Source organism: Pontiella desulfatans, from assembly GCF_900890425.1.
Classification (GTDB): Bacteria; Verrucomicrobiota; Kiritimatiellia; order Kiritimatiellales; family Pontiellaceae; genus Pontiella; species Pontiella desulfatans.
On sequence record NZ_CAAHFG010000003.1, the window covers coordinates 784307 to 808973 of the forward strand.

Annotated in this window: 13 protein-coding genes; 11 read left to right on the top strand and 2 right to left on the bottom strand. The window is 54.1% G+C overall.

Annotated features, from left to right (window positions below; translation table 11 throughout):
- Nucleotides 1-26: 26 nt before the first annotated feature.
- Nucleotides 27-1781: an arylsulfatase gene (locus E9954_RS24115; RefSeq protein WP_168442559.1), complete on the bottom strand. Its 1755-nt coding sequence runs from the start codon at nucleotides 1779-1781 to the stop codon at nucleotides 27-29.
- Between the two features lie 187 nt (nucleotides 1782-1968).
- Here E9954_RS24115 and E9954_RS24120 point away from each other — a divergent pair, with 187 nt between their 5' ends.
- The 6 genes from E9954_RS24120 to E9954_RS24145 all read left to right on the top strand — a co-directional run bounded on the left by E9954_RS24120 (nucleotide 1969) and on the right by E9954_RS24145 (nucleotide 11126).
- Nucleotides 1969-5820: a choice-of-anchor Q domain-containing protein gene (locus E9954_RS24120; RefSeq protein WP_136081834.1), complete on the top strand. Its 3852-nt coding sequence runs from the start codon at nucleotides 1969-1971 to the stop codon at nucleotides 5818-5820.
- A gap of 100 nt (nucleotides 5821-5920) precedes the next feature.
- On the top strand, nucleotides 5921-7390 hold the full coding sequence (locus E9954_RS24125) for a sulfatase-like hydrolase/transferase (protein ID WP_136081835.1): 1470 nt from the start codon (nucleotides 5921-5923) through the stop codon (nucleotides 7388-7390).
- Between the two features lie 57 nt (nucleotides 7391-7447).
- A complete protein-coding gene (locus E9954_RS24130; protein ID WP_136081836.1) occupies nucleotides 7448-8152 on the top strand; it encodes a sialate O-acetylesterase in 705 nt (234 codons plus the stop codon).
- A 144-nt stretch (nucleotides 8153-8296) separates the two neighbouring features.
- Nucleotides 8297-9841, top strand: a complete 1545-nt coding sequence (locus tag E9954_RS24135; protein ID WP_136081837.1) for a sulfatase family protein — start codon at nucleotides 8297-8299, stop codon at nucleotides 9839-9841.
- A gap of 68 nt (nucleotides 9842-9909) precedes the next feature.
- Complete coding sequence (locus E9954_RS24140; RefSeq protein ID WP_168442560.1) at nucleotides 9910-10878, top strand: alpha/beta hydrolase; 969 nt, start codon at nucleotides 9910-9912, stop codon at nucleotides 10876-10878.
- A complete protein-coding gene (locus E9954_RS24145) occupies nucleotides 10875-11126 on the top strand; it encodes a hypothetical protein (protein ID WP_136081839.1) in 252 nt (83 codons plus the stop codon). Before E9954_RS24140 ends, E9954_RS24145 begins: the two co-directional genes overlap by 4 nt.
- A gap of 76 nt (nucleotides 11127-11202) precedes the next feature.
- On the opposite strand, the gene E9954_RS24150 is transcribed toward E9954_RS24145, so the two are convergent.
- The gene (locus tag E9954_RS24150; RefSeq protein WP_136081840.1) at nucleotides 11203-15252 is read right to left on the bottom strand and encodes a CBM96 family carbohydrate-binding protein; all 4050 of its coding nucleotides are present in this window, start codon (nucleotides 15250-15252) and stop codon (nucleotides 11203-11205) included.
- A 336-nt stretch (nucleotides 15253-15588) separates the two neighbouring features.
- On the opposite strand from E9954_RS24150, the gene E9954_RS24155 reads away from it, so the two are divergent.
- The 5 genes from E9954_RS24155 (at nucleotide 15589) to E9954_RS24175 (ending at nucleotide 24580) form a co-directional block, all read left to right on the top strand.
- The gene (locus E9954_RS24155; protein WP_136081841.1) at nucleotides 15589-16188 is read left to right on the top strand and encodes an RNA polymerase sigma factor; all 600 of its coding nucleotides are present in this window, start codon (nucleotides 15589-15591) and stop codon (nucleotides 16186-16188) included.
- 1 nt (nucleotide 16189) lies between these two features.
- Nucleotides 16190-18256, top strand: a complete 2067-nt coding sequence (locus E9954_RS24160; RefSeq protein WP_136081842.1) for a serine/threonine-protein kinase — start codon at nucleotides 16190-16192, stop codon at nucleotides 18254-18256.
- A gap of 141 nt (nucleotides 18257-18397) precedes the next feature.
- A complete protein-coding gene (locus E9954_RS24165) occupies nucleotides 18398-19195 on the top strand; it encodes a PEP-CTERM sorting domain-containing protein (protein WP_136081843.1) in 798 nt (265 codons plus the stop codon).
- Nucleotides 19168-21543: a hypothetical protein gene (locus E9954_RS24170; protein ID WP_168442561.1), complete on the top strand. Its 2376-nt coding sequence runs from the start codon at nucleotides 19168-19170 to the stop codon at nucleotides 21541-21543. The genes E9954_RS24165 and E9954_RS24170 overlap by 28 nt, the downstream gene beginning before the upstream one ends.
- Before the next feature lie 76 nt (nucleotides 21544-21619).
- Nucleotides 21620-24580 (top strand): CBM96 family carbohydrate-binding protein, encoded by a 2961-nt coding sequence (locus tag E9954_RS24175; RefSeq protein ID WP_136081845.1) that lies wholly within the window; start codon nucleotides 21620-21622, stop codon nucleotides 24578-24580.
- The last annotated feature ends 87 nt before the right edge of the window (nucleotides 24581-24667 follow it).

Below are 24667 nucleotides of genomic sequence, written 5' to 3' on the forward strand. Positions count from 1 at the left end.
TGGGCGGCGCGCTCGGAGAGCGGGCCCTACCTTTTCAATACATATACATAATAGGCAGAGGTCTTTTTGCCTTTGCTATCCATTAAAGTTGCATCCATTTCGACAGGGCCGGCTTTGAGATCAACGGTAAAGGTCACTTTACCGGATTCCATATCGACCTGTTTTTTCTCGTGGATTTTTCCGATATTCAGTTCTGCAGAAATATATTCGACCGATCCGCCTTTTGGAGGGGTATTGCTGAATTTCAGGCCGGACTCTTCGGGGAAACGGCGCAGAGCGATTTCATAGGTGCCGGCCTGCGCGACGTTGAGTTTCCAGAGTCCGTGATACGGTTCGCCTTTTTTGACCGCTTTCTGGTTCCAGACGGTTTTACCTTTTTGCTTTTGTTTTCCAACCTTTGGAAAAGGATGCAGGTCCATGCAGTAGAGCCGGGCCGGGTTGCAGCGTGGATCGCCAATCACACTGCGGGACTCTTTTTGGAATCCTTTGGCCATTTCAGCGTACCACGTTTCATAACCACCGCGCAGGCGCTCAACGATTTCCGGGTTGGCCTGGGCCACGTCGTTTTCCTGGCCCGGATCGGCCGAGATGTTGAACAGTTCTTTTCCCTTCACCAATCGCCAGTCACCCTGTATCACGCAGGAGGAGGCATACATTTCGGATCGGTCGCCCACCTTGCCCTCGGTCACCAGCATGCGGTCGAGCTTCGCCGTGGGTTTCTTCAGCAGCGGCAACAGGCTGGTACCATCGGAATCCACGTCAGATTTCAGGTTGCAGGCATCCACAAAGGTGGGCAACAGGTCGATGTGCGCCGTGACCGGCTCTATATCGGCGCCCTTCGGAAAGCCGCCCTTCGGCCAGTAGATGAAGCAGGGCACGCGGTGGCCACCGTCATAGTCGGAGCCTTTTTTGCCCCGCATACCGCCGTTGAAGGAATCGTATGCATTCTTTTTGTCGCAGGCTGAACCGTTATCGGTCATGAAAACAAGGATCGTATTTTCATCCAGTCCGTTTTCCTTCAGGAAAGTGCGGAGGCGGCCGACATTCCAGTCGAGGTTGCTGACCATACCGTAGAAGGTTTGGATTTCTTTAGACTGTCCTTCATACATCGCCAGATATTCATCCGGCGCACCGATGGGAGAATGCACGGCGGTGCAGGAGATGTAGGTGAAAAACGGTTGGTTCTTATTGCGGCCGATAAAGTCGATGGCGGCGTCAAACTGCGTGTCGGTGCAGAAGCCTTTGGACTGCTCCCAGGTTTTTCCGTTCCAGTAGTGCATGTCGAACAGGCTGTTTTCCCAATAGTCGGCCACCTGGCCGGGGCTGCCACCGCCAATGCGGTAGACTTCTTGAAAGCCGCGGTCTTCCGGGCGGTAGGGGAAGGAGTCGCCGATATGCCATTTTCCGACCATCTGTGTTGCGTAGCCGTTATCAGCAAATAGCTGCGGCATCATCGTTTCGTCGGGATAGACCATGTCGCGCCCGCCCAGCGTGTGCCAGACACCCACGTGTGTGGAATATTTTCCGGTCATAATCGCCGCCCGCGACGGCGAGCAGACATTGTTTACATGGAAATTCACCAACCGAGCACTTTCATCATGCAGCCGATCTAGTTCCGGTGTCTTGATCCGTTGGTTGCCGTGTGCGCCGATTTCGCCGTAGCCCTGGTCGTCGGTCAAAATCAGCACCACGTTGGGCTGCCGGGCCGCGGTCACGCTCTGAAAAGCGATGAGGATGAGCCCCCCCGCGAGTCCTTTTAAAAAATGTGGTTTGTTCCGCACATGTGCTCCTTGGTAAATCCGTTCAATGTCCTACCTGTATTTGACGATGGCAAGGCGGGGATTTCCTCGAAATTCACTAAAAAATGTGGAAAAATTCCGGTTCAGTTTGGCAGAAGAGAAAGTCGCAGGGTGGATTTCGTCTATTAGCTTGTCAATCGATTAAATAAGACGAAAAAAGGAGCGGTAAATGAAACGATTGAATGCAGGATGGGGAATTTCAGTCTTTCTCGTTGGTTTCGGCATAATGGACGGATACGGGGCTGTGCAGGGCGGCGGCGATTTCAGTTATTCGATTCCGGGGGTATATAAAAAGGTTACGCTGGGCGATCGAACGGGGATTAATGCGCATAGCGGGCAGCCGATCACTTTCGGAACCTATGCCACGACGGTGACCGATCCCAAGAACGGCCAGACGCACAATGCGGGGGATCCCATCACATTCACGGAAAAGTGGTCAGGAAATATCAATTACGGGATTGATCTGGATCATGATGATACCGAGTACACCATCTACGTGCCGGAGAGTTATGGCACCGACCATAGTGACCCGCATGGTATCATCCTCTTTTATTCATCCAATGACTCCGGCAGTCCTTCAAGCACACTCATACCGTTGCTGGAAGAAAGGAAGCTGATTCATATCGGCGCGCTGTCTAATGGAAATGGAACCGGCACTTCCCAGCGAATCGGCATGGGGCTGATGGGGCTGCTGCGGGCCATGGAGCTGTTTAATATTGATACGGATCGTATCTATCTGACCGGTAATTCCGGCGGATCGCGCACCTTGCATTCATTGAGCTTCTACCATCCGGAGCTCTTTACCGGGGCCTTCGGTGTCGTGGGTTCGGGCTACCCGGAATATTTGCCCAACTGCTATGAAACTTCATCGGATAACAGTCATTATGAAGTGGGCTATATCAGCCATTTCAGTAACTCGGCCCAGAAATATTATCCGCGCGACGTCGGCTTTCGCTATTTCTGTAATACGGGGTATGGCGACTGGCGTCAGGGCGATAACATGAACGTCTATCACTTTGGGTTGGAACGCAATGGCTTTATTAACCGACTCTATACCGCCGAAGGGGGACATGCCAACGGTCGCACCACGATGGACTTTAAGGCCGGGATTGATTTCCTGGAGCATCCGCGGGCGGCGTTCGATGCGTCTACCGCTGATTTGAGTGCTTCCGGGGCTTCAGCCGTTGAGTCCGGACAGACGCTAACGCTGACACCGAACGCTTCGGCCACGGCCGCCGCGCAAACTGCCAACCAGTTTAACTGGTGCGATCCATATGGTGCGGAAATCCGCTTGCAGTATAAGCCGAATAATAATGCGGGTGGTGTGCTGAATCAGAAGATCGACATCGGTATCTGGAGTAAACCTTTCGCTCCGACGGATGCATTGCCGACAAGCGGCTATGCGGCCAATGACCGCGCAGGACTGATATTGTCGCTCTCGCATGATGGAAGCTCAGAGACGTATAGTCTGCGTCTAGTGCAGCCGAATCATTCGGATCCGACGATGCGTGATATTACGGTCTGTACCGGTGAGTTTACTGACTGGCCCAATCAGTCCGCGCTCTGGGACAGCGGAGGGTGGAACAGTAAAGTCAATCAGTCCATCAACACCAGCAGTTTGGATATCCGTATCAATGCGTGGGAAGACGAAGTCGACCTGGTCTTCGGGAAGCATCTCACCGTAGAGAATGACAAGAATCTGGAATATGTAGACCGTCTGGACGATGAACGAACCATTCGTTTGCGCTTTAATGCTGACGATCATCACAATGCAACAAACGATGTGTTTCATACCCTGATGCTTTCCCCGTCGGACTGGTTCCAAAAGAATCAGGCGGTTCTGACCTTTGCCTCGCAGGCCGCTTCAGGTGTTGGCGACCCCGGTACCGCAACCATTCAGAATCTTTCGATGATTCATTCGGGAACCGTTGAGGTCACGGGCGTGCCTGCGACCAGCGCCGATCCGATCCTGCGTGGTCCGGTGAATGCGACGGTGGCTTACAGTAATCTGATTACTGAGATTACCGATCCAACGAATGAAGAACTGACGTTCTTGAAACTCGAAGGGCCCGCCTGGTTGACGGTGGCGACGAATGGGCTGCTCCACGGGACGCCGGGCTACACCAACGCTGGAGTAAATAGTTTCATGATAAAAGCGACGGATCCCGGTGGCCTATTCGTAGAGGTGGATCTGGAAATTGACGTGGTTCCGTATTTTACGGATCCGGTCGATCTTTCGGCCACGGTGGATGTGTCCTTTTCGGATGATCTCTCAACGTATGTAACCGGCACCTTTGACTATGCGCTGGGCGATGGGCCTGCCTGGCTGACGGTGGGCACAGACGGCAGCCTGTCCGGTACGCCGTTGGATCAGGATATCGGCAGTAACCGTTTTTACATCCTGCTTTCGTCGGGCGGGTTGGTTCAGCACGTGCTTGCATTGACCATATCGGTCGCCATGGACGGCGTGCTGATGGTTGATACGAACATGGATGACGATGATACGGCGGCAGCTCAGGCCGAGCTTGACGGTGCCGGCGGTATGCCCGGGGCCATCGCTGCGCTGGAAGATGCAGACGGATTTTCGCTGCGAGAGGCCATCTGGCTGGCCGAAGCCGTTGCTGGGCCGGATACGATTAAGTTTGATCAGCAGGCGGCGACCTGGCAGAGCGATACGATCCTGCTTTCGACGCAGCTCCTGATTTCTTCGAGCCTTGAGATTGATGGCGGTAGTGGCGTGACGGTGGATGCCGGTGCTCAGACCTTCCGCGTATTTGAAGTGGATGGGGGGGCGGCCGGTGCTGATCTGGACGTGCTGCTTAAAAAACTGACGATCCAGAACGGGCGGATCGACAAGGCAACGGGACGTATTGATGGCGCCGGTGTTTTCAATAAGGAAAAACTGACGATGAGTCACTGTATCGTGCGTGGAAATTCGACCATCGGTGCGGCTGCAAACTGGGCCAAAGGGATCGGAATCAGCAACGAAGACGGTGTGTTGCAGCTGGAGCACTGTCAGGTGGTTGACAACTTCAGTATGCTCAACCGTTCGGTGGGTATAGGGGTCTATTCCTACGACAGCGGAACCGTACGCATCATCAATTCGGTGGTGGCCAATAACACCACTGCAGGCGGGACGCGCAGCGACAAACCGGGCGTCTGGATGGACGACAGCTCTTCTCTGGTTATGCTGAACTCCAGTGTATACGGCAATTCAACCGTTGAAGTGACCGATACCCCCGGGCTGTTTGTTTCGGTCAATGCTTCGGCAAAGGTGATCAGCTCTGTGATTGCCGGCAATCTGGTGGGAAGCAGCACGGTTGGCGCAACCAATGTGATGGGCCCGGCAACGCTCTACAACTGCCTGATCTCCGACGACGTGGGCTTTGGCGGTGATATTGTTGATGGAGGCGGAAACCTGACCGGTGCGGCCTATGCTTCTGAAGTGTTTGACGGTTCTGTTGCAAACAGTGGGACCGATGTCGGAGCCGTTGCTTATACGGATGGTGGCGACTATTATAATCATGATGGTTCGGGAGCTCATACCCGCGTTACGCCCGCCACGGACAGCAATGGAAACGGTCGAGAGCAGGGGAGCAGTATTGATATCGGTGCTTACGAAATCGTGGTCAATTCCAATCCTGATTCAGACGGCGACGGCATCCCGGATGCCTGGGAGTTGGCGCACGGTCTTTCTCCTTCCGATCCGTTGGATGCAGACGGTAATGCAGATGGCGACGGCTTGACAAACCTCGAGGAATTCCAGGCGGATACGAACCCGACGAACGCCGGCTCCTGCCTGATGATTTCCGCTGTGCAGGTGATCAACGGGAATTTTAATATCCAGTGGCAGGGGGGGCGGGAGGCGGTTCAGCATTTGGAACATGCCTCGAACCTGTGGTCCAACGACTGGACGGTGCTGCATACGCTCAATCCTCCGACAGATCCTGATAATTCATGGGTCGTCACTAATGAGGCGGCCTCGCCAGTTGGTTTTTTCCGTATTCGCTCAGGGCGTTAGAGTGAATAATCAGGGTTAAATGAATAAAGTTCGTCAAAAAGGATGCTTCAGCAGTGTTTACTGTTTGTTCATACTCACCAAAAACAAGGATTCCTGAATAATGAAATATGGTAAGACACTGCTGTTCTTTATCTTACTGACCATGGGTCTTCGCGTAACTGCGGGGAAAAACATTGTGTTGGTGATGGCGGACGATGTGAGTCCGGATATGTTTTCCTGCTATGCACCGCTGACGCCGCATGGCATGAAGCTTTCGGCCACAACACCGAACATCGATAAGCTGGCCGAAACCGGCGTGGCGTTTAAAACCGCCTATGCCTCGGCCATGTGCGGGCCGAGTCGGGCGCTGATCATGACCGGAAAATATGGCGCCACTACCGGGGCGCTGCAGAATGCCATGTGGCTGAATAACTGCCGCGATACGGTATACATGGATCATTTGGCCTTCGGAAAAATGCTGTCCGAGGCCGGCTATGCCACGGCCATTGCCGGAAAATGGCACGCCGGTTCCCAGATGCCCTATGAACCGGAAGTTGGTTTTCAGGAATACTGTCTCTGGGAAGGGGCGAAAGAAGTGCTGCACGCCACCGGCAAGGAGCTTCAGAAGGAAGACTGCCTGTGGGAAGATCCGACCACGCCTTCCAGATATTGGAAACCCTGCCTGGTTCAGAATGGGGAGCTCCTGGATGTAAAAGACGACGATTTCGGTCCAGATCTCTGTTGTGACTTTCTGCTCGATTTTATGGAGCGTCAGACCAAAGCGGGGAAACCGTTTCTGGCCTACTGGCCGACGGTTTCGCCGCACGGCACCCGTACCGGACAGCCGTCTAATCCAAACTATGGAAAACCCGGCGATCTAGGCACCAAAGGGCAGAAGGATGATCGCGATCGCTTCCGCTCATTGAATGAGCACCTCGATTCAACCATTGGACGAATCATGGATAAAGTGACCGAACTCGGAATTGAGGACGAAACCATCATCATGTTCTGTTCCGATAACGGCACTGCCGTCACCGCAAAAACACGCGGAGTTGAACGCGGATGCCACGTGGTCTTCATGGCGGCAGGCGGCGGAATCAAGCAACGAGGACTGACCGACGAGTTGATGGATTTTACGGATATAGCGCCGACCTTGGCCGATTATGCCGGTGTTAATCCGCAGCAGGACGTGCCGTTTGACGGCAAAAGCCTCAAGCCGTTTTTCGAAGGGAAGACCGATTCCACTAAACCGCTGATTCTAGGTTATATCTCCACCTCCCAGATCGTGCGTTCCAAGGATCATTTGCTGGAAGTTTATAATCCAATGCTGGGTATGCCCGAAGGCCGATTTTTCTACACCGGGGAGAATCGATTCTGGAAAGGCTACAAACGGGTGGATAAAAACCCGGAACATGCCCAGGCAAAAAAACAGTTTTTCCAATTCCTGGAACACTATCCGGTGGTTACCGAAACAGACCCCTTCTGGGAAACGAAGTCCGGCCGGAAATTCCACAAGGCCTACACCAACCCGCAGGCGGTCGAAAAACACCTCTTCAATCATAAAGACTACAAGTTTTACGACGAAGAATAGTAAATTGCGCATCCGGATTTCGTCTCCTTCTTAGAGTAGTTGGTAGAAAGGAGCGAAATGCGCAATTTTATAGTTATCCTGCTGGGGTTCAGCATGCTGCTGAACTCAGCGGCCACAGCGAAAAATCTATTTATCCTGTCCGGGCAGTCGAATATGGCACGCCTGAAGCCTGAAAAGGTTTTTCAGCCTGCGGTGGAGGCGGAGTTCGGAAAGGACAATATCATTGTCGTAAAGGAAGCCCAGGGCGGGCAGCCGATCAGTCGCTGGTACAAGGATTGGAAATCCGCCGTGGATGAAAAGTCGGAATCCACCGGTGATCTTTATGATTCGATGATGAAAAAGGTTCTGGCTGCAGTTCAAGACGATAAACTTACCTCTGTGACGTTTATATGGATGCAGGGCGAAGCGGATGCAAAGGCCAGTAATGGCGAAATCTATGCCGCCAGCCTCGAAGGCGTTGTTGATCAACTTCGCACAGACCTCGGTTTTCAACATATTAATGTGATTATCGGAAGACTCAGCGATTTCGGCATGGACAATAAAAAATGTCCGCACTGGACCATGATCCGTGATGCACAGGTGAGGATGGCCGAAGCACACCCGCGTTATACCTGGGTGGATACTGATGATCTGAATGATGGTGCGGATGGAAAAGGCCGCATTCGTCCCAACGCCCTGCATTATTCGGTGGAAGGATATGATGTGCTGGCAAAGCGATATGCTGAGAAAAGTATCGCACTCATTCGAGAAAACGAGAGATAGGTAAACCACATTGATCAAGTGTTGAATGTGTAGAGACCGCTTACCTGAAGTGAAACGAAGGAAGCGGTGCCGGGCGGATCAGGCAACGTTTCCGTCCCGTTGGTCAGGTAAACGTTCGCTACACCACAGTGGATAAAGATAATAATGATTAGAAGAACCATTACTCTGATTTTGCTCGTCGGTGCCGCGTATGGAGCGAAGCCGAATATCGTTTATATCCTTGCCGATGATATGGGTTATGGCGATGTGGGTGCGCTGAACCCGGAGTGCAAATTTCCAACACCAAACCTCGACCGCATGGCGGGCGAGGGCATGATCTTTACCGATGCGCATACGAGCTCCTCGTGCTGCACGCCGACGCGCTATGGGATCCTGACCGGGCGCTACGCGTGGCGTACACCGCTGAAGAGCGGCGTGTTGAGTGGATACAGTGAATTGATGATTGATACGGAGCGGACCACGGTTGCGTCGTTTCTGAAGGAACAGGGATATCAAACCGCCTGCATCGGCAAGTGGCATATGGGCGTCGATTGGCCGACGACCGATGGCAAACCCGTGAAAAGCCGCGCCACGGGGCCCAATGTCGACTACTCCAAGGAAATTACCGGCGGCCCGCTGGATGTCGGATTCGACTATTGGTACGGACTCGCGGGGTCGCTCGGCATGCCGCCGCACGGCTTCATCGAAAATCGCCGTCTGACGGGCGAGCTCGGAGAATTCGCGAAAGGCAAAGGCAAGGATCGGGAAAGTCCCTTGTTCCAGTGCCGTCCCGGCCAAAGCGTGAAGGGCTTTAGCGTTCACGAGGTTTTGCGCCGAATCACGGAACGCGCGGTGGGCTACGTCGCCGAAGCCGCGAAAAAGCAGGAACCCTTCTTTCTCTACTTTTCGCTCAACTCGCCGCATTCGCCCGTGGCGCCCGGCACCGAATGGATGGGAAAGAGCGGTATCAGTCCCTACGCCGACTTCATGATGGAAACCGACTGGAGCGTCGGAGAAATCTACGCGGCGCTGGAAAAAGCCGGGATCGCGGAAAATACACTGGTGATTTTTACGGCGGATAATGGTTGCTCGCAGACCGCGGGATTCGACACGCTGGCAGAAGCAGGGCACCGCCCGGGAGGCATTTACAGGGGATTAAAGGGCACGCTCTATGAAGGCGGGCACCGCGTTGCGCATCTCGCGAAATGGCCCGCGACCATTCAAGCGGGATCCGTCAGCGACGACACCATCTGCACCACCGATCTGCTCGCGACCGTGGCCGAGATGCATGGGAAGACGTTGGCCGATACCGAAGGTGAGGACAGCGTTTCGTTTTATTCCGCCTTTCGCGGGAAGCCAGTCGATGCGTCCCTGCGCGAGGGTGTGGTTCATCATTCATCGGATGGTCATTTTGCGATTCGTCGTGGAAAGTGGAAACTCGTTCTTCATCCCGGAAACGGCATGAAAAAAACGAAGGACACCGGTGATATGCCGCCCGTCAAAAATCCCGCGGATATTCAATTGTTCGACCTCGATGCCGATCCAACGGAAACCGTTAATATCCAAGCCGATCATCCCGAAACCGTCCAGTCCATGAAAGTCGTGCTCGCGAAAAACATCAACGACGGGCGTAGCACACCGGGCGCGCCTCAGCTCAATGCCCCCGCGAAAAAGGGATGGAAACAGATTGGATGGATGAAGGAGCTTTAGAGATGAAGGGTTGCAGGGAGAAAGGGTTACCAGGTAGGGAAGGCTCTCCGAGCCGTCCGCACGGTGGAATGGTTTGGATGCTCGGCCGGGGTGCTTTTCGTGCGTGCGGCGCGCTGGGACAGCACGCCCTACCTGTTTTCCTCGTGGTGGCGACTATCTGTACGGCGTCCGCAAAAGATAAATCAGCGATTTATTCGGAAGGCGGCGGATTTGATCCTGACCGGGTGGTGGACTACAGGGATCATCCGAAGCAACCCCTTCAACTGCACATTTTTCATCCGTCCGGATTTAAGTCTACGGATCGTCGGCCCGTCATCGTGTTCTTTTTCGGCGGCGGTTGGTCGGGCAGTAATCCGAAGCAGTTTTATCCGCAGTCAGCATATTTTGCATCACGCGGCATGGTGACGATTTGCGCGACGTATCGCACGACCAGTAAATATAAAACGGAACCCTACGACTGCGTCGCGGACGCGAAGTCGGCCATTCAATATGTGCGTAAACACTCGGTGGAACTGGGTGTTGATCCGAATAAACTGGCGGCTGGCGGCGGCTCAGCGGGCGGGCATATTGCCGCGGCTACCGCCACGGTTAAACGGTGGGATCATCCTGAAGATGATAGGACGGTCTCGGCAGTGGCGAATGCCCTGATTCTTTTTAATCCGGTTTTCAATAACGGGCCGGGTGGGTATGGGAATAATGCAAAGGACAGGCGGGTTTCTGAATATTGGCAGGATTTCTCACCCCTGCATAATCTGGATGGAACTCAACCGCCGACCCTGGTCCTGATGGGCAGCCGCGATAAACATACGCCGGTCAAAATCACTGAAGAGTATGATCGCCGGATGAAGGCCAACGGGAATCGCTGCGATACCATCATTTACGAGGGCCAGAAGCACGGTTTCTTCAACCTCGGCAAAGGCGGGAAGGACTATTTTATCAAAACGATTATCGCGACGGACCGGTTCCTCGTCTCGTTGGATTATCTCGAAGGCGAGCAGACAGCGGACGCGTGGTTCGCGGAACAGGAGCGACGGTGAATTGCATTAAAAAGATCAACGGGTTGCTCTCGGTGATGGCGCTGACCGCGCTTTCGGCGAGCGCGATGAAGGCCGATGTGGTGGTCTATGGCGGAACGTCGGCCGCGGTTACGGCCGCGGTTCAGGCGAAAAAGCTACGGCAATGCGGAAGGCGGCGCTGGAATTTATTGCCTCGTGCGAACAAAGCTACGCCGGCAAGGATTATCTGCGAGATTTCGGCTACAACCCCGGAAAATGGAAAGCTATGAAAAATATGTCCTGGGAAATTCCCGCATCGGGTAAGAAAAAAGAAAAGAAGGCCGGGAAGAAAAAGAAGTAGGCCTGCTATTCCTTCAGCTCTATGCGGAGCCGGATGAACCGGTTGGTTTCCGTGGTGGGTATTTCATTGGTGACGGTTTCGAACCCGGGAGCGGATGATCCTGTGCCGGAGGTAAAATAGCTGTTGCTGTTCCAGTTTCCGGTGAGCAGGTTGGTGTTCGATTCCAACCAATAGGTCAGGCCTCGGATAGCGGCGTCGGTTCTGCGTCGATAGACATATTCCATCGAAACCCCGGTGTTGCTCAGGGTTGGTTCCACCGCATCGTTGCTCACGTTTGGGATTCCCCCCAGCCCGTATTCCGTCAGGTTGTCGAGACCGTCGGCGTCGGGATCCGCGTTCCACGCAGCATCCGTCCCCGTCAATTCATATGAATCAAGCCAGGCAGCGAAGGGGGCGGAACCAAGGGTTCCAACCGTAATGGCTCCGATACCGATCCAGCGATTGTTCGAAGAACTGACCATCTTCAGGCGGAAGGGAACTACAACACCGGATGCCACACCTTGGATATCGGCTTGCAACAGCCAACTGCTGGAGGTCGCCGGATCCGTTGCGCCGGGAACGGCCATCCAGTCGCCGCCGCTATAGTATTCGAGGGTGGCTGTCGATTTTAAATCCTTTCCGGCGATGGTTAGCCGGTAATCCTCCGAGGAAGCCGGCAGTGCAAGCGAAAACTCGAAATGGTAGTCGGTGTCCTTCAGCATGCCGGTATTCTTGACACAGGAAATTCCAACCGCATTGGTTGCGCTTTCGGTTGCCGCTGAGAGAAAGTTCCGGTTGTTCGACGGTTCGCTTAAGTTGATGGTCGATTTGAGTACGTTGGACTGGATCACACCGCTCCCGAAAAACTGTGCGGTTGCCTCAATGCTGTTGGTGTCAGAAGGAATATTGAATAAAACCCAGTCGATATTTCCAAGGCGATCAAGGTCAATGGCATTGGTGTTGATGGTTGTTCCATTCGCAATGGTGAAGCTCGCGTCCGAATTCTCATTTACGTGGATCGCCATGGTCGACGTGTCCGCACGCCCTATGTCATCGGTGACCAATAGTGAAACGGTATGGTGTCCCAAATCGGTTATGCTCGGAGTTCCGGATACGATGCCGAAGTCCGAGACGGAGATCCAGGCGGGGCCTTCAATCTTGGTGATGGTCAAATGGTCGTCCTCCGGGTCGATGGCTTGGTCGATGATTGAATAGGTGTAGGGAATGTCTGTCGTTGCGGATGGGATATCGAAAGTGACCTGCTGGAAGTAGGGCGGTAAGTTGGGCGGTGGCGCGGTAGTGGTGAGGTGCAGTACCGTACCCACACCCAATTCTTTTGCCTTGATGTAGGAGTTTCCGCCATTGACCGGATCGTTGATGGCGAAGGCATGGATGCCCCGGTTGGTAACATGGGCGGATACATCAATAAAATAGGAGCTCCAGATGGCAAACGGGCCATTGTTGGTTCCGATGATATCTGCCGGATCCAGGGACGGGGCGTTTTGACCATGGATGGTCCATTCATTCCAGTTGGAGTCGGCAACGGAATAGAGCAGGATTTGGTCGGGCATGCGGTTGGGCGGGTTCGCGGTTTTGAATTCGAGCTGCGCACTCAGGATCTCGACTTGCGTATGGACATCGACATCGAACTTTAGCCAGGTGGTATTGCCTGCGCTGAACTTGAGCTCCTGTTCTGCGCCATGGTTGTTGGTGCTGGCATCCGTCCATGCATCTTCGAGCACGGGGATTTGGATGGTGGCGGTAGGAATGACGGTCGCGGCGGGAGTGAATGTCCAGACGTTACCCGTTACCACGATTCCGCCTTCTTTCACCACGTCTACACGCCAGAAATAGTTGCTTCCGGTTTCGAGAGTGCCTGGAGTACAGATGTTATTGGTAAAGTTGCCTTGACTCAGAAGGTTGGATGGAGTGGAGCCAAGGTAAACGTTGTGCGAAAGCCAGTCTCGGCCTTCCAGCCACATTAGATCAGCGTCAGTCTTGACTGTGGTTGATCTGTCCGGGGGGATCGGGGTGGAGGCTTCCCTGAATCGGCAACCGGGAATCCAGTAATAGTCGGCATCGGATTCGTAGGCGCCCATATCCGGTGCAGAACCTGAAAATCCATCGGTTATGTTGGGGACAGTGACGCCGCCATCCTCCAATAAACTTCCAGCCTCAGGACGGAAATCCAGATTGTCTGGATCGCGCAACATGGTTTGGAGCGTCATGCCGGCATCGGAGGCGTTCAGGTTTGCGAGGGCGTCGGCCGGATTGAGTATGGGAAAGGGCCAGGCATCAACACGCTGGCCGGCATTGTTTTTAACAACCGAGTTCTCGTTTCCATGGTAGGGCAGATTGCCGCGCCGACCATAGGCAATCGGCCAGCCCAGCGAGGGGTTGTTCGTGACATATTGCGGGTCGATCGGTTCGTCGTCTTTATGGTCGGGATGCACATAGCCATAGAACTTGTGGTGGGGCACGTTGAGGTCGGTTTTGGGTGTATTATCCAGCCCGGTATTATTAAAGATTTTATGCTGATCGCCCTTCAGGCGAAATCCGCGCTGGGTATGCATGGAGACGCAATGGTTAACCTGCGCCTGAATGCCGGCTGGGTCGCCATCGAAACGGATGCCGTTTCGGTTGGGTAGATGCCGCATCCAGTTGTAGCGCAAAACGGTTGATTTCTGGGTATAGGCCGGAGCCTGGTGTCCGGAAAAATCGGCGGAACCGAAAAAGTTATAGGTGTGATTGTATTCAATCAGCGCATTGGATCCATTTCTCGTTCCGCTGGCCCAGTCCACCGTGTGGATCGTGTTTCGGCGGTAATCGGTGTTGCTGCCCCAGTAGTCGGTTATAACCGCTTTAGCATTGGCCAAAAACTGGCAGTTGTGGAACCAGTTGTTTTCAACGGTGTTGGGGCCGTCGGTGCCGATCCAAAGCAGGCTGGTGGGCGAATAGGCAAATTCACAATTTCTTACTGTAAGTGATCCGCTGCCGTCGGATTTACAGATGCCGAAGTTTTTGGAGGTGTCGCCGAGCATATATTTGGGCCAGGCGGGATACAGTATGCGACAGTCGTCGATTTCCACATGATCCGAATTCCAGGACTGAAAAATACCACCCCTCATGTTGATGCCGTGAATGGTCAGGTGGGACGAAGTCCCGATATGTAAAACCTGATCACCTGTTTTGCCTTCAATGTAGCGTCCATCCGGTGTTCCGCCGTCTGGAAAATAGACCAGTAATTCTTTGGTGTCAGGATCGAAGTGCCATTCCCTGGGGGCATCCAGGCAATTCGTGTGGCAGCTTATCCAGAAGCGGCCGTTTGTACCGAGATCTTTTCCAACGCTGTCGGGCAGCACCTGGGCGGTTGTTCTAAAGACATTACTTCCGGCCGTATGGTTCGTGATCACTTCGCCCTTTGGAGTTTTTCCCAGGGTCGAATCATACATGGAAAGAATGGCGCCTTCGAAACTCAGACCGGTTGCGGCGGGCGCGTTGCTCCAGGTGGCATCGGCTGTGAGTTGTCCTCCGTAGATTCCTCCCGCTGCGATTTTGAATGTAGGGCTCTGTTCCGTTTTTTTATCCCAATAGCTTCCCGGGGTCGGTGCAAAACCGCTGCTGTCGTCAGGATCATTATAATGATTCGAAGTAATATTCGGCCAGCGCGCTTCAATCATCGCCTCGCCATTAACAAACAACTGCCAGATATTTGTCGAAAGGGTCGTTTTCCAGACATTGGAATGCTGGTTCCAGGAGGTCCAGCCAGTGGATGAAATGGGTTCGGTGGCCGCAAGCGTCACGGCTTCATTGCTGTAGGCGGCGATGAGGGTCGGGGCATTGGACGCGGCATTCAACCCAGTGATGGAGACATATTCGTGATAAGTTCCGCCGCGGATGAGGAGGGTATCGCCGGCAGACAGTTCATCAATGCCGCGCTGTATGGTTCGGAAAGGATATTCCATACTACCAAACGCACCATCGTTTCCGTTGGTGGATGTGTAATATTTCGCGGCCCGGAGCGGCAATGCCGTTCCGATCAGCAGATAGAAGGTCAAGCGCGTAAACGAATTCATCCATATCCTCTTTATTGCAAATACACGGTTCTATTCTTTATACAGGTTGCGCTATCCAATCCTGCAAAAAGAGAATTAATAGTTCCGTGATGCGTCCTGTGAAGAGAACAGCGTGTTCACTGTGGACCGGACCGTTTGAGAATTCGGTTCCTTAAAACCCATGATGGTTAGACCATTCAGCGGCTTTAACTTTCACGCCTCCCTGTTTTTTTAGTCAAAGCCTGAAAAAATCGTAAAGCATGGGCGGCGCACGGGACTGCAACGTGGTATACAGAAGGAGTCGGCTGGTTGGTTTTCAGGTCGGCCGTTTGCGGTAAACCACTTTATGGAGAGGTTATGGGCGAAGAATTTTTAACCCGGAATACACTTTTACAAAGGGCGAAGGATCCTAAGGATGAACGTGCCTGGTCGGAGTTTGTTTCGTATTATGAAACGTTTATTTTTATCCTTCTGCGCCAGATGAATGTTCCTCAGCAGGATTGCGACGACCTGACGCAAGCGGTGCTGGTGAAAGTCTGGAAAAAGCTGGCCATGTTCGATCGGGAGCGGGCCAAATTCCGCACCTGGCTTTCAACCCTGATTCGTAATACGGTCATTAATCACTGGGATGTGCAGACGCGCCGCTGGCGGCGCGAGGAAAAATATGGCGAGGTGCAGACCGAACCGCCGCCGGGCTTGCCGTCGTCTCCCGAATTCGATGTGATCTACCAGAAGGAGTGGGAAGCCTATATCACCAATCTCGCGATGAAGAATGTCCGAGGCGAGTTCAAGGACAACGCCATGCAGGTGTTCGAAATGGCGCTGAATAATAGTTCGACCGCCGAAATTGCCGAACAGCTTGATTTGCATACAGCCACCGTGACCCGCCTGAAAAACCGTGTGCGAGACCGACTGATTCTTGAAGTCCGCAATTTGCGCGAAGAGCTGGAATTGTAGAATGGAACCCCGCGAAACAGAGGGCTTGAGGGTCGATTCCGTGGATTACCGGTTAAACCAGTTCTACGATGCATTGCTGACCAGCGAGGACCACGAAGCAGAAAGCTCCATTCAGTCCCAGTTGCGCACACTGTCGGAGCGCTACGAGTTCAATGAAGAGATCGCGGTGGGCGGCGTGAAGAAAATCGATCGTGTGCTGGATCGCAAAACGAACGCCCATGTGGTCATGGCGCGGCCGCGGGATGACCAGCCGGAAAGGGTTTTCGAAACCTTCCTGCGTGAAGCCCGGTTGACGGCCATGCTGAACCATCCGAACATCATCACCGTCCATGATATAGGGATCGATGAAAAGCAGCGCCCCTATTTCACGATGGAGTTGAAACGGGGCGATTCGCTCTCGACGATCATTCGCAAGCTGGGGGAGGGCGATCCCGACTACCGCATTCGCTACAGTCGCGAAACGTTGCTGGGGATTTTCGTGCGCCTGTGCGATGCCGTGGCCTATGCCCATTCCGAAAAGGTGCTTCATCTCGATCTCAAACCCGCGAATGTGCAGATCGGCCGCTTCGGCGGGGTGCAGCTGTGCGATTGGGGGCTGGCCAAGGTGCTGGGCACGCCGCCCGAAATGGAATCGCGCATATCCGAACCTTCCGAGCTTCAGCCCAACGACACCATGGATGGCCGGATCAAAGGTACGCCGGGGTTCATGGCACCCGAGCAGGTGCTTCAGCAGCAGCCCACGCGACAAACGGATATCTATTCGCTCGGGTGCATTCTTTTTTCGCTACTGACTTTCCAGGAACCACTTACCGGTTCGGTTGAAGAGGTCATGCAAAAAACCCAGGAGGGAGAGGTTCGTTCGCCGATGCATGCCTTTCCTAAGCTCCACGTACCCGAGAGTCTGGATGCGGTCGTGATGAAGGCGATGGCGCAGTATCCGGCCGGTCGATATGCTTCGGTAGAGGAATTGCAGCAAGAGGTGCAGCGTTATCTGGCGGGTTATGCCACCAGTGCGGAAAATGCCGGTTTCCGAAAGCTGCTGCGCCTGCTCTATCGCCGTAATCGCACGGCAAGCTGGAGCATAGGCACTGGCTTGGCCGTGGTGGTTTCGGGGACAACGGTTTTTGTTCGTCAGCTCCAGCAAAGTGAGGGTAGGGCGGTTTCGCAAAAGCTGCTGGCCGACGACGCGCGGCTAGATGCCGAGGAAAAACTGCAACTCTATCTGGAAGAGCGTGAACGCCGCAACGAGCTGGATCGGGTGTATACCGAAAACGTGATCGACAGCACGTTCGAGTTTATCCGCCGCGGGCTCTATTTCGAGCCACGTACCGTTTATGGGCACGGCCAGGCGATTGCCCATCTCGACAAGGTGCTGGAGCGCTATCCGGGCAACGAAACGGCCTTGGCGCACAAAGGATTCCTGCTGTTTATTATGCAGCGCTTCAACGAAGCGCAGGCCTGCCTCGAGGTTTCGCCGGGAAGCCACCGTTACATGATTGAGCTGTGCCGGACATATGGGAATAAAGCAGATGCCGATATGCTCCCGCCTGCTGAAATGGCGCAGTTACTTTTCGATATCAAGAGCCTTAAAGGGGAAACCCGCCTGTCGCTGATTGAAAAACTGATGTCGCATAATGCGGGCCGTCGGGCAAACCTGCGGCAACTTGGAACGCCCATGGAGGCCATGTTGCAAACATGGAATCCCGATTGGGAAGACCGCAATTTTCGATTTGACGGGAAAAAACGCCATCTGGTTCTGGGCGGGCGGGGATTGAACCGCTTGATCATTAAACCGCCGCAGACCCAGACTTCCGGCGAGTGTATTTTGCGCCTGGTTCGACCCATTACCCTGGAATTACGATTTGCCGACGAATTCGATCTGCTCCAGCTGGCAGGCCTCTCCGTATCCACCCTTGATATCCGCGGAACCACCGTGAACGACATCAAGCTGACGCAGAAAATGGGTATGTTGCATGAACTCATTGTCGAGCCGGGGCGTTTAACTCCTGCAGAAAAAGCCAAGCTCTCCGCCCATGTTTCCGTGACCGAGCTTCCGCTTCCGGAATAGGCGTGGGATGGAATTTCGATTCCGCCCCGCAATTTTTTTCCAATTTCGTGCAGGATTCCGATTTTCCCTCTGTATGTAGTCTATGAAGGTTGGATTATTCATTGGTTTTCATGCGTATACAAAAAAGGAGATAGGACCGGGATGCGATTTTTAGCGATAATGATACTTTTGGCCGGAAGCGCCTGTTTGGCGGGGGCAACGGTGGTGTTCGACGCCGATTTTCAAGGCTCTTCGGCTGGTTCTTCGAATCTGTTCAATGCAACGGTGCTCGGGCGGAATGCTATTTTGGATAATGGCACCTCCGTTGGTTCGTGGGCTGATAACGATTCCAATGTAAACACCCTGTATGAAATTGCGGATGATGAGGCAGGAAACAACGTGATGGTGTTTTCTTCGGTGAATAATTCCCCGACCGTGGCCAATGCAAATTTTAGTTCGGTGGCCAGTCTTGCAGGTAATGCTCTTACCTTAAGTTGGGACTGGATGCATACCGATGAAGGCGGCGGGGGCAGCGGGCGGGCATTCATAGATCTGTTGGATTCTGCCGATGCGGTCGTGGCAACGGTGCTTTGGGAGGATGGAGGAGCGCTCACGGTGGCCGGAACATCGATTGGCAATTTTAAAAAGGAGCTACTCGGCAAGTCCTCCACCGATTTGAGCACGGCCAATTGGGATCCGCTGGCGCTGCAACTGACGATGACCAGCACCAGTCTTGAAGTCGTAACGGATGGAACCGTTCAGACGACGCTGGCGGGATCGTTTACGGAAGTGGCAGGCCTCCGCTTCAGAAGCTCATCAAATCGAACTTATTCGCAGGGCGGCATGTGGATCGACGATATCCATGCGGATGTCTCGGTCATCCCCGAACCGGCCACACTGGGTCTGTTTTGCGCCATGGGCGCGGGTATGTTTTGGGTGCGGCGAATCATGAGTTTGTAGGAAATAAAACAACAACGGGAGAACGGACAATGATGAAACAAATGAAGTTAATGGCCGCGTTGGCGGTAATGCTAGTCGGAAGCGCCCTCGTGGCGAATGCAACCGTGGTTTTTGAGGCGGATTTCCAAGGTTCGGCAGCAGGGGCATCGAACCTGCTCAACGCGACGGTGGTGGATCGGAATGCTATCCTCGACAACGGAACCTCCGTGGGTTCGTGGGACGACAACGATTCGAGCGTAAACATGCTCTATGAAATTGCGGCAGATGAAACGACCAATAAAGTGATGGTGTTTTCTTCCGTTGATAATACTCCCAATGTGGCCGATGCCGATTTTTCATCCAGCGTCAGTCTTGCCGGAAATGAGTTGGTTGTTGGCTGGGACTGGATGCATACGGATGAAGGGGGCGGAGGCAGTGGCCAGGCTATCATTCAATTGCTTGACGCTGCTGATGCTGTTGTGACCGCGGTGGTGTGGCAGGACGGCGGCGCATTAACGGTGGACGGAGTCAATCTTGGTGTCTTCAAGAGAGAGTTGCTTGGTACGCCGTCCACGGTTTTGAGTACCAATAACTGGAATCCGTTAGCCATGGAGCTGGTGATGGCTGCGGATGGTCTGCAAGTGTCGGTTGGCGGTACGGTACAGACCAACCTGGCCGGAACCTTTAATGAGGTGGCTGCGCTGCGCTTTAAAAGCCTTTCCAACCGATCCTACAGCCAGGGCGGGATGTGGATTGATAATATTCAGGTAGAGAGCGTGCCTGCTGCCTCGGCCAGTGTGGTGCTCGATCCTTCTACTCAACTCAATATTTCACTGGACGCGCCGAACAGCACAGCTGTTGAAACCGTCGATGCATCCTTCTTTTATGGGCCGGGATCCAATGATGTTGATATCACTTCAGTTTCATTCAGTGCGCTTTCTCACGGTGCTGGATCGTTTGCCTGCACGAACGGATTTCCGGTCTCCCTGACCAGCCCATCACCGGCCTTCGAGTCGTTGGGTATTCAGTTTGATAACGCGGTGGCCGGGCTTTCTCACGCAGAAACAGCTACCGGAACCATCGATGTTCATTGGACGGAAATCGGCAGTGGTGTTACCAATTCAACCGCACTTTCCGTGGCGGCGACCTACAACGATACGCCTGCAACCTTTGTTTTTGGCCAGACGACTGTTAGTCTGGTGGCGGCTGCGCCGAACACGGCGGCCACGGGAACGGTAACGGTGGCGTATACCGAAAGTACGGCACTGAAAACCAATGTCGTCATCACCGGAATCTCGTTTACCAATACGACCGCTTCGGTCTTTTCCGGGGCTTCAACCAATCTGCCGTTGACGATTATGAATCCATCTCCTGAGACAGACACGATCAGCATTGCATTCGATGTCAGTGGCATGGTTAGCGGCGATACCGCTACAGGAAACGTGGTGGTGACTTGGAATGAAGTAGGGGATGCAACGCAGTATCAAAGCCTGCTTCCGATTCATGCCGCCTATTATGATCTGACTCCGGGATCCGGTGCCATTGCCAATAAAGGAACCACTTTCCCGACCAACAATATTGTTTTCGAATCCAGACCTCCGCTGGGAAATAAAGGTATTACGGTGCGTCGTCATGGCGTCTATGATGCCAGTGGCTACTCTAAGGTCGGACAGGAAATCAAGGGGTCGGCTCTGTCTGCAGGGAACTCGGAATTTGACAGCATTTACCTCAAAATGCGGCAGGGACAGAGTTTTGAAAATGCATCCGGTGCCAACCAGTTGCAGATGTGGTTTGGAAAGATTAATGAAACCACCGGCGGAACGAATGAAACGCTGGCCATTGAAACGTTTGACTGCGTTGGAAAGTCATTCACGAAAAATAGATATTATCAGTTCTCATTCAGCGATGCGGTCGATTTTGAACCGACCAACCTGGCAAGTAATGAAGCCTATGCTATCCAACTGTGGTTTACGACCGACGATCCGGACAACGTAATCCAGTTCTGGTGCGGAGCAACCAATATCATTGCCGGTGGATTGCATGAAGAGGTCGATGTGACCTCTATGGATGCAGCCTTCCCGATGAGCATGAGCAGCAATCGGGTGGAAAACGCGGATCTGCATTTTGCGCTGGCCAATTCGGCGGGCACCTCAATCCCGGACATCGGCAACATCTCGGTCGAGATCGATGGCACGAACATCGTGATGGGGTGGACGGGTGAGGCCGGCACGGACTATCTTATGCTGAAGACGGACGACCTGGTGGAAGGGCTGTGGACGACCAATGTGATTCCGGGTGAGGATGGACAGATGTCCGTTACAAACGATACAGCAGCTCCAAAACTTTTTTACAGGGTGATTGTAGAGTAGATCGTCAGACCAGCTCATCGTATATAAAGAAGCCCCGCTCTGATTTTCGGAGACGGGGCTTTTTAAAGAGGATGATATGAATAAACATTGCATTCTATTTTCGGTGGGAGTTCTAGCCGCTTCCACGGTGCTTGGGGCCGACTGGTTTGTGGCAACAAACGGCAGCGATGCCGCCGCCGGGACGATCGGCGCTCCGTTTGCAACGATCCAGCATGCGGTGTCGACCGCGGCAACCGGCGATACCTGCTTTGTGCGGGCCGGCATCTACCATGAAGAGGTCAGTCTGTCCGACATTGAAAGCATTACGATTGCGGCCTGGTCGAACGAGGCGGTCACGCTTGACGGCTCGGTCGCGGTTTCCAATGCCTGGGACCTGCATACCAACGGCATCTATAAAACGACGATGGGCGAGGAGGTCTGGCAGCTGTGGGTGGATGATGCCCCGATGACCGTGGCGCGTTTTCCGAACACGGAGGTCTGGTCGGAGCACATGTGGGACCGGTATGCCGCCCGGCGTTACGAAGGAGCAACCGGAGTCAACGGAACCATGGTGGATGATCCGGATGTCGGCGCGGATGTTTCGCTTGCGGAAGCCGGTGTGTCGTTCAACGACTGCGTGGCGGTCATGAATTTGCGCAACTGGAACACCTATGCCCGGTTGGTCGAAAACCATGTCGCCGGCTCAAACACCTTCACCTATGTTCCGGCCCCCGCCTACAAAAGCACACGCGCGGCCTATTTTATGGAAGGCGGTGTGGGGGATGCCGAGCTGGTGATGCTCGACCAGCCGAATGAATGGGCCTTCGATGAAACGAGCGGGGTGCTCTATTTAAAAACGGAGGACGGCCTGTCGCCGTCCGGCCGCGTGGTGCGCGCGCGCAACCAGGACTATTTCTTTTCCGGCACGGGCACATCGAAACATATTGTGATCGATGGGTTCGATTTTTTCGGCACCACCTTCAGTTTTGTGAATTCGGAAGGCATCACCGTCAAAAACTGCAACTTCCGCTATCCGAGTTTTTCCAAGCGGGTGCTCGGGAGCACCGCGCCGCCAAGCCCGACGCGATTTCAGAGCACGGTCGACTGCACGCTTTATAACTGCGACTTCCGCTACATTGACGGGCCGGCGCTCTACTATAAGTGGGCGGAAAATACCGTCATCGACAACAACTATTTCTACATGGTGGATTACGGCTGCCTGGCCGAGGGCTATTCGCTCAACGGAAACTCGATCAAAGGCGTGGTCTATCGACGCAACACACTGGAAATCACGGGGGGCTCCGAAGGCTGCCGCATCGGTAACGATCAGACCACCCACGCAATTGTTGAATATAACTACCACACCCGCTGCGGCTCGCAGCAGACCGATGGGTCGAGCGTCCAGTTTGCACCCAGCTCGGTTTCCAACTCGGTTGGCCGCTTCAACTGGTTCATCGATAACGAGCGCTATTCCTATCGTTGGGACGGCGATCCGGGGGGGCACCACGGGCAGTTTCACCGCAATGTGTCCCGTTGTCCTCTGAAAACGGCATTCCGCCTCAAAGGAGACCACCACCAAATCCACAATAACACCTCCATCTATGCCTCGGGCGACATGAACATATCCATTGATAAGGGCGGCAATCCCAACTCTATTTCGCGCAACAACGCCGCCGACAAATTTACCACCTGGCCGATTCCGGGCACGGCCAGCCATAACTATAATGCCCATCTTGAAACCAATGCCCTGCATGATCTGCTGCGCGATCCCGATAACTTCGATTTTCGTCCGAAATCCGGCGCGGTTATCGTCGATGCCGGAACGAACGTGGCGGGAGTGACGGAGGGTTTCCTAGGGGCTGCGCCCGACATCGGGGCCTATGAACTGGGCGCTACGAACTATTTTATCCCCGGCCGCATCTGGCCGCAGGCATCGCGCCCGGTTCCGCCCGATGGTGCAGCGGATGTGAAGTCCGACGCCAGCCTGATGTGGTTGCTGGGCATGGACGCGGTTTCGCACAATATTTATCTGGGCCCGTCCGCCGACAGTCTGGTGCTGCAGACCAATCAGCAAAACAACATTTTCGAACCCGGTGAGTTGCTGAGCGGGAAGGATTATTTCTGGCGGGTGGATGCGGTGTTAGCTGACGGCATGGTGGTAACGGGCGACGTGTGGTCATACAGGGTGACGTCCATGCTTCTGTCTTCGACCACGTTCACCTTGCCGGCCGTTGCCGACAGCTATGTGGACAGCGTGTTCTCAAATAATAATTATGGGGGCGCATCGGCGATCGACCTGAGGACACCTCTCTCGACCACTGTGATGCGCCACGGCTACCTGAAGTTTGAGCTTCCGGCCTTTGAGGGGACGGTTTCCGACGCCCGGCTGCGGCTCTATGCCGGAAACACGGTTTCGGGCGGGATCACGGTGTACGGCGTGGACGATACTGTGTGGGTCGAGGACCAGATTACCTGGAGCAATCGCCCCCCCATGGGGGAAATGGCGCTGACCTCGGGCGGGGTCTCCGAAGGGTGGGGTGAATTTGACATCACCCAAGGGGTTCCGGCCGCTGGAAATGCATGGTCGCTCGGACTGGTTCGCGGTCCGAAGGATTCCAACCGTTCCGTTCAGAGTCGGGAGGGGGCGCATCCGCCGGAACTGGTGCTTACCGTGGTTGAATATGACGAGGACGGCGACCTCATGGGCGATGGGTGGGAAACGACGTATTTCGGCAGTATGACCCATAGCGACGGTTCCGCTGACGCGGACACTGACGGCTTGAGCGACCTCGATGAATATAGAGCGGCCACGGATCCGACCAATGCGCTCTCGTCGTTCCTGATTACCGCCATTGCTCCTGACGGGGAGGCTCTGCTACTGGAATTTTCAACCGTTGGAAGCCGTTCCTATGCGATCGAGTCGACGGATCATCTGGTTTCCAATGTCTGGAACCAGATCACCAACGATATTTCCGGAACCGGCGGTCCGGTGTCCGTCGAGGTGCCGGAGGATGGAACCATCCGGTTCTACCGCGCCCGCGCGGAACGGAATGAGTGAAACAATAGAACAAACCGTCAAAATCTTCGCTGTTTATGGGATTTCCACGTTTTAGCAACGTTTGTAAGTATACGAAGAGGGGCTTAA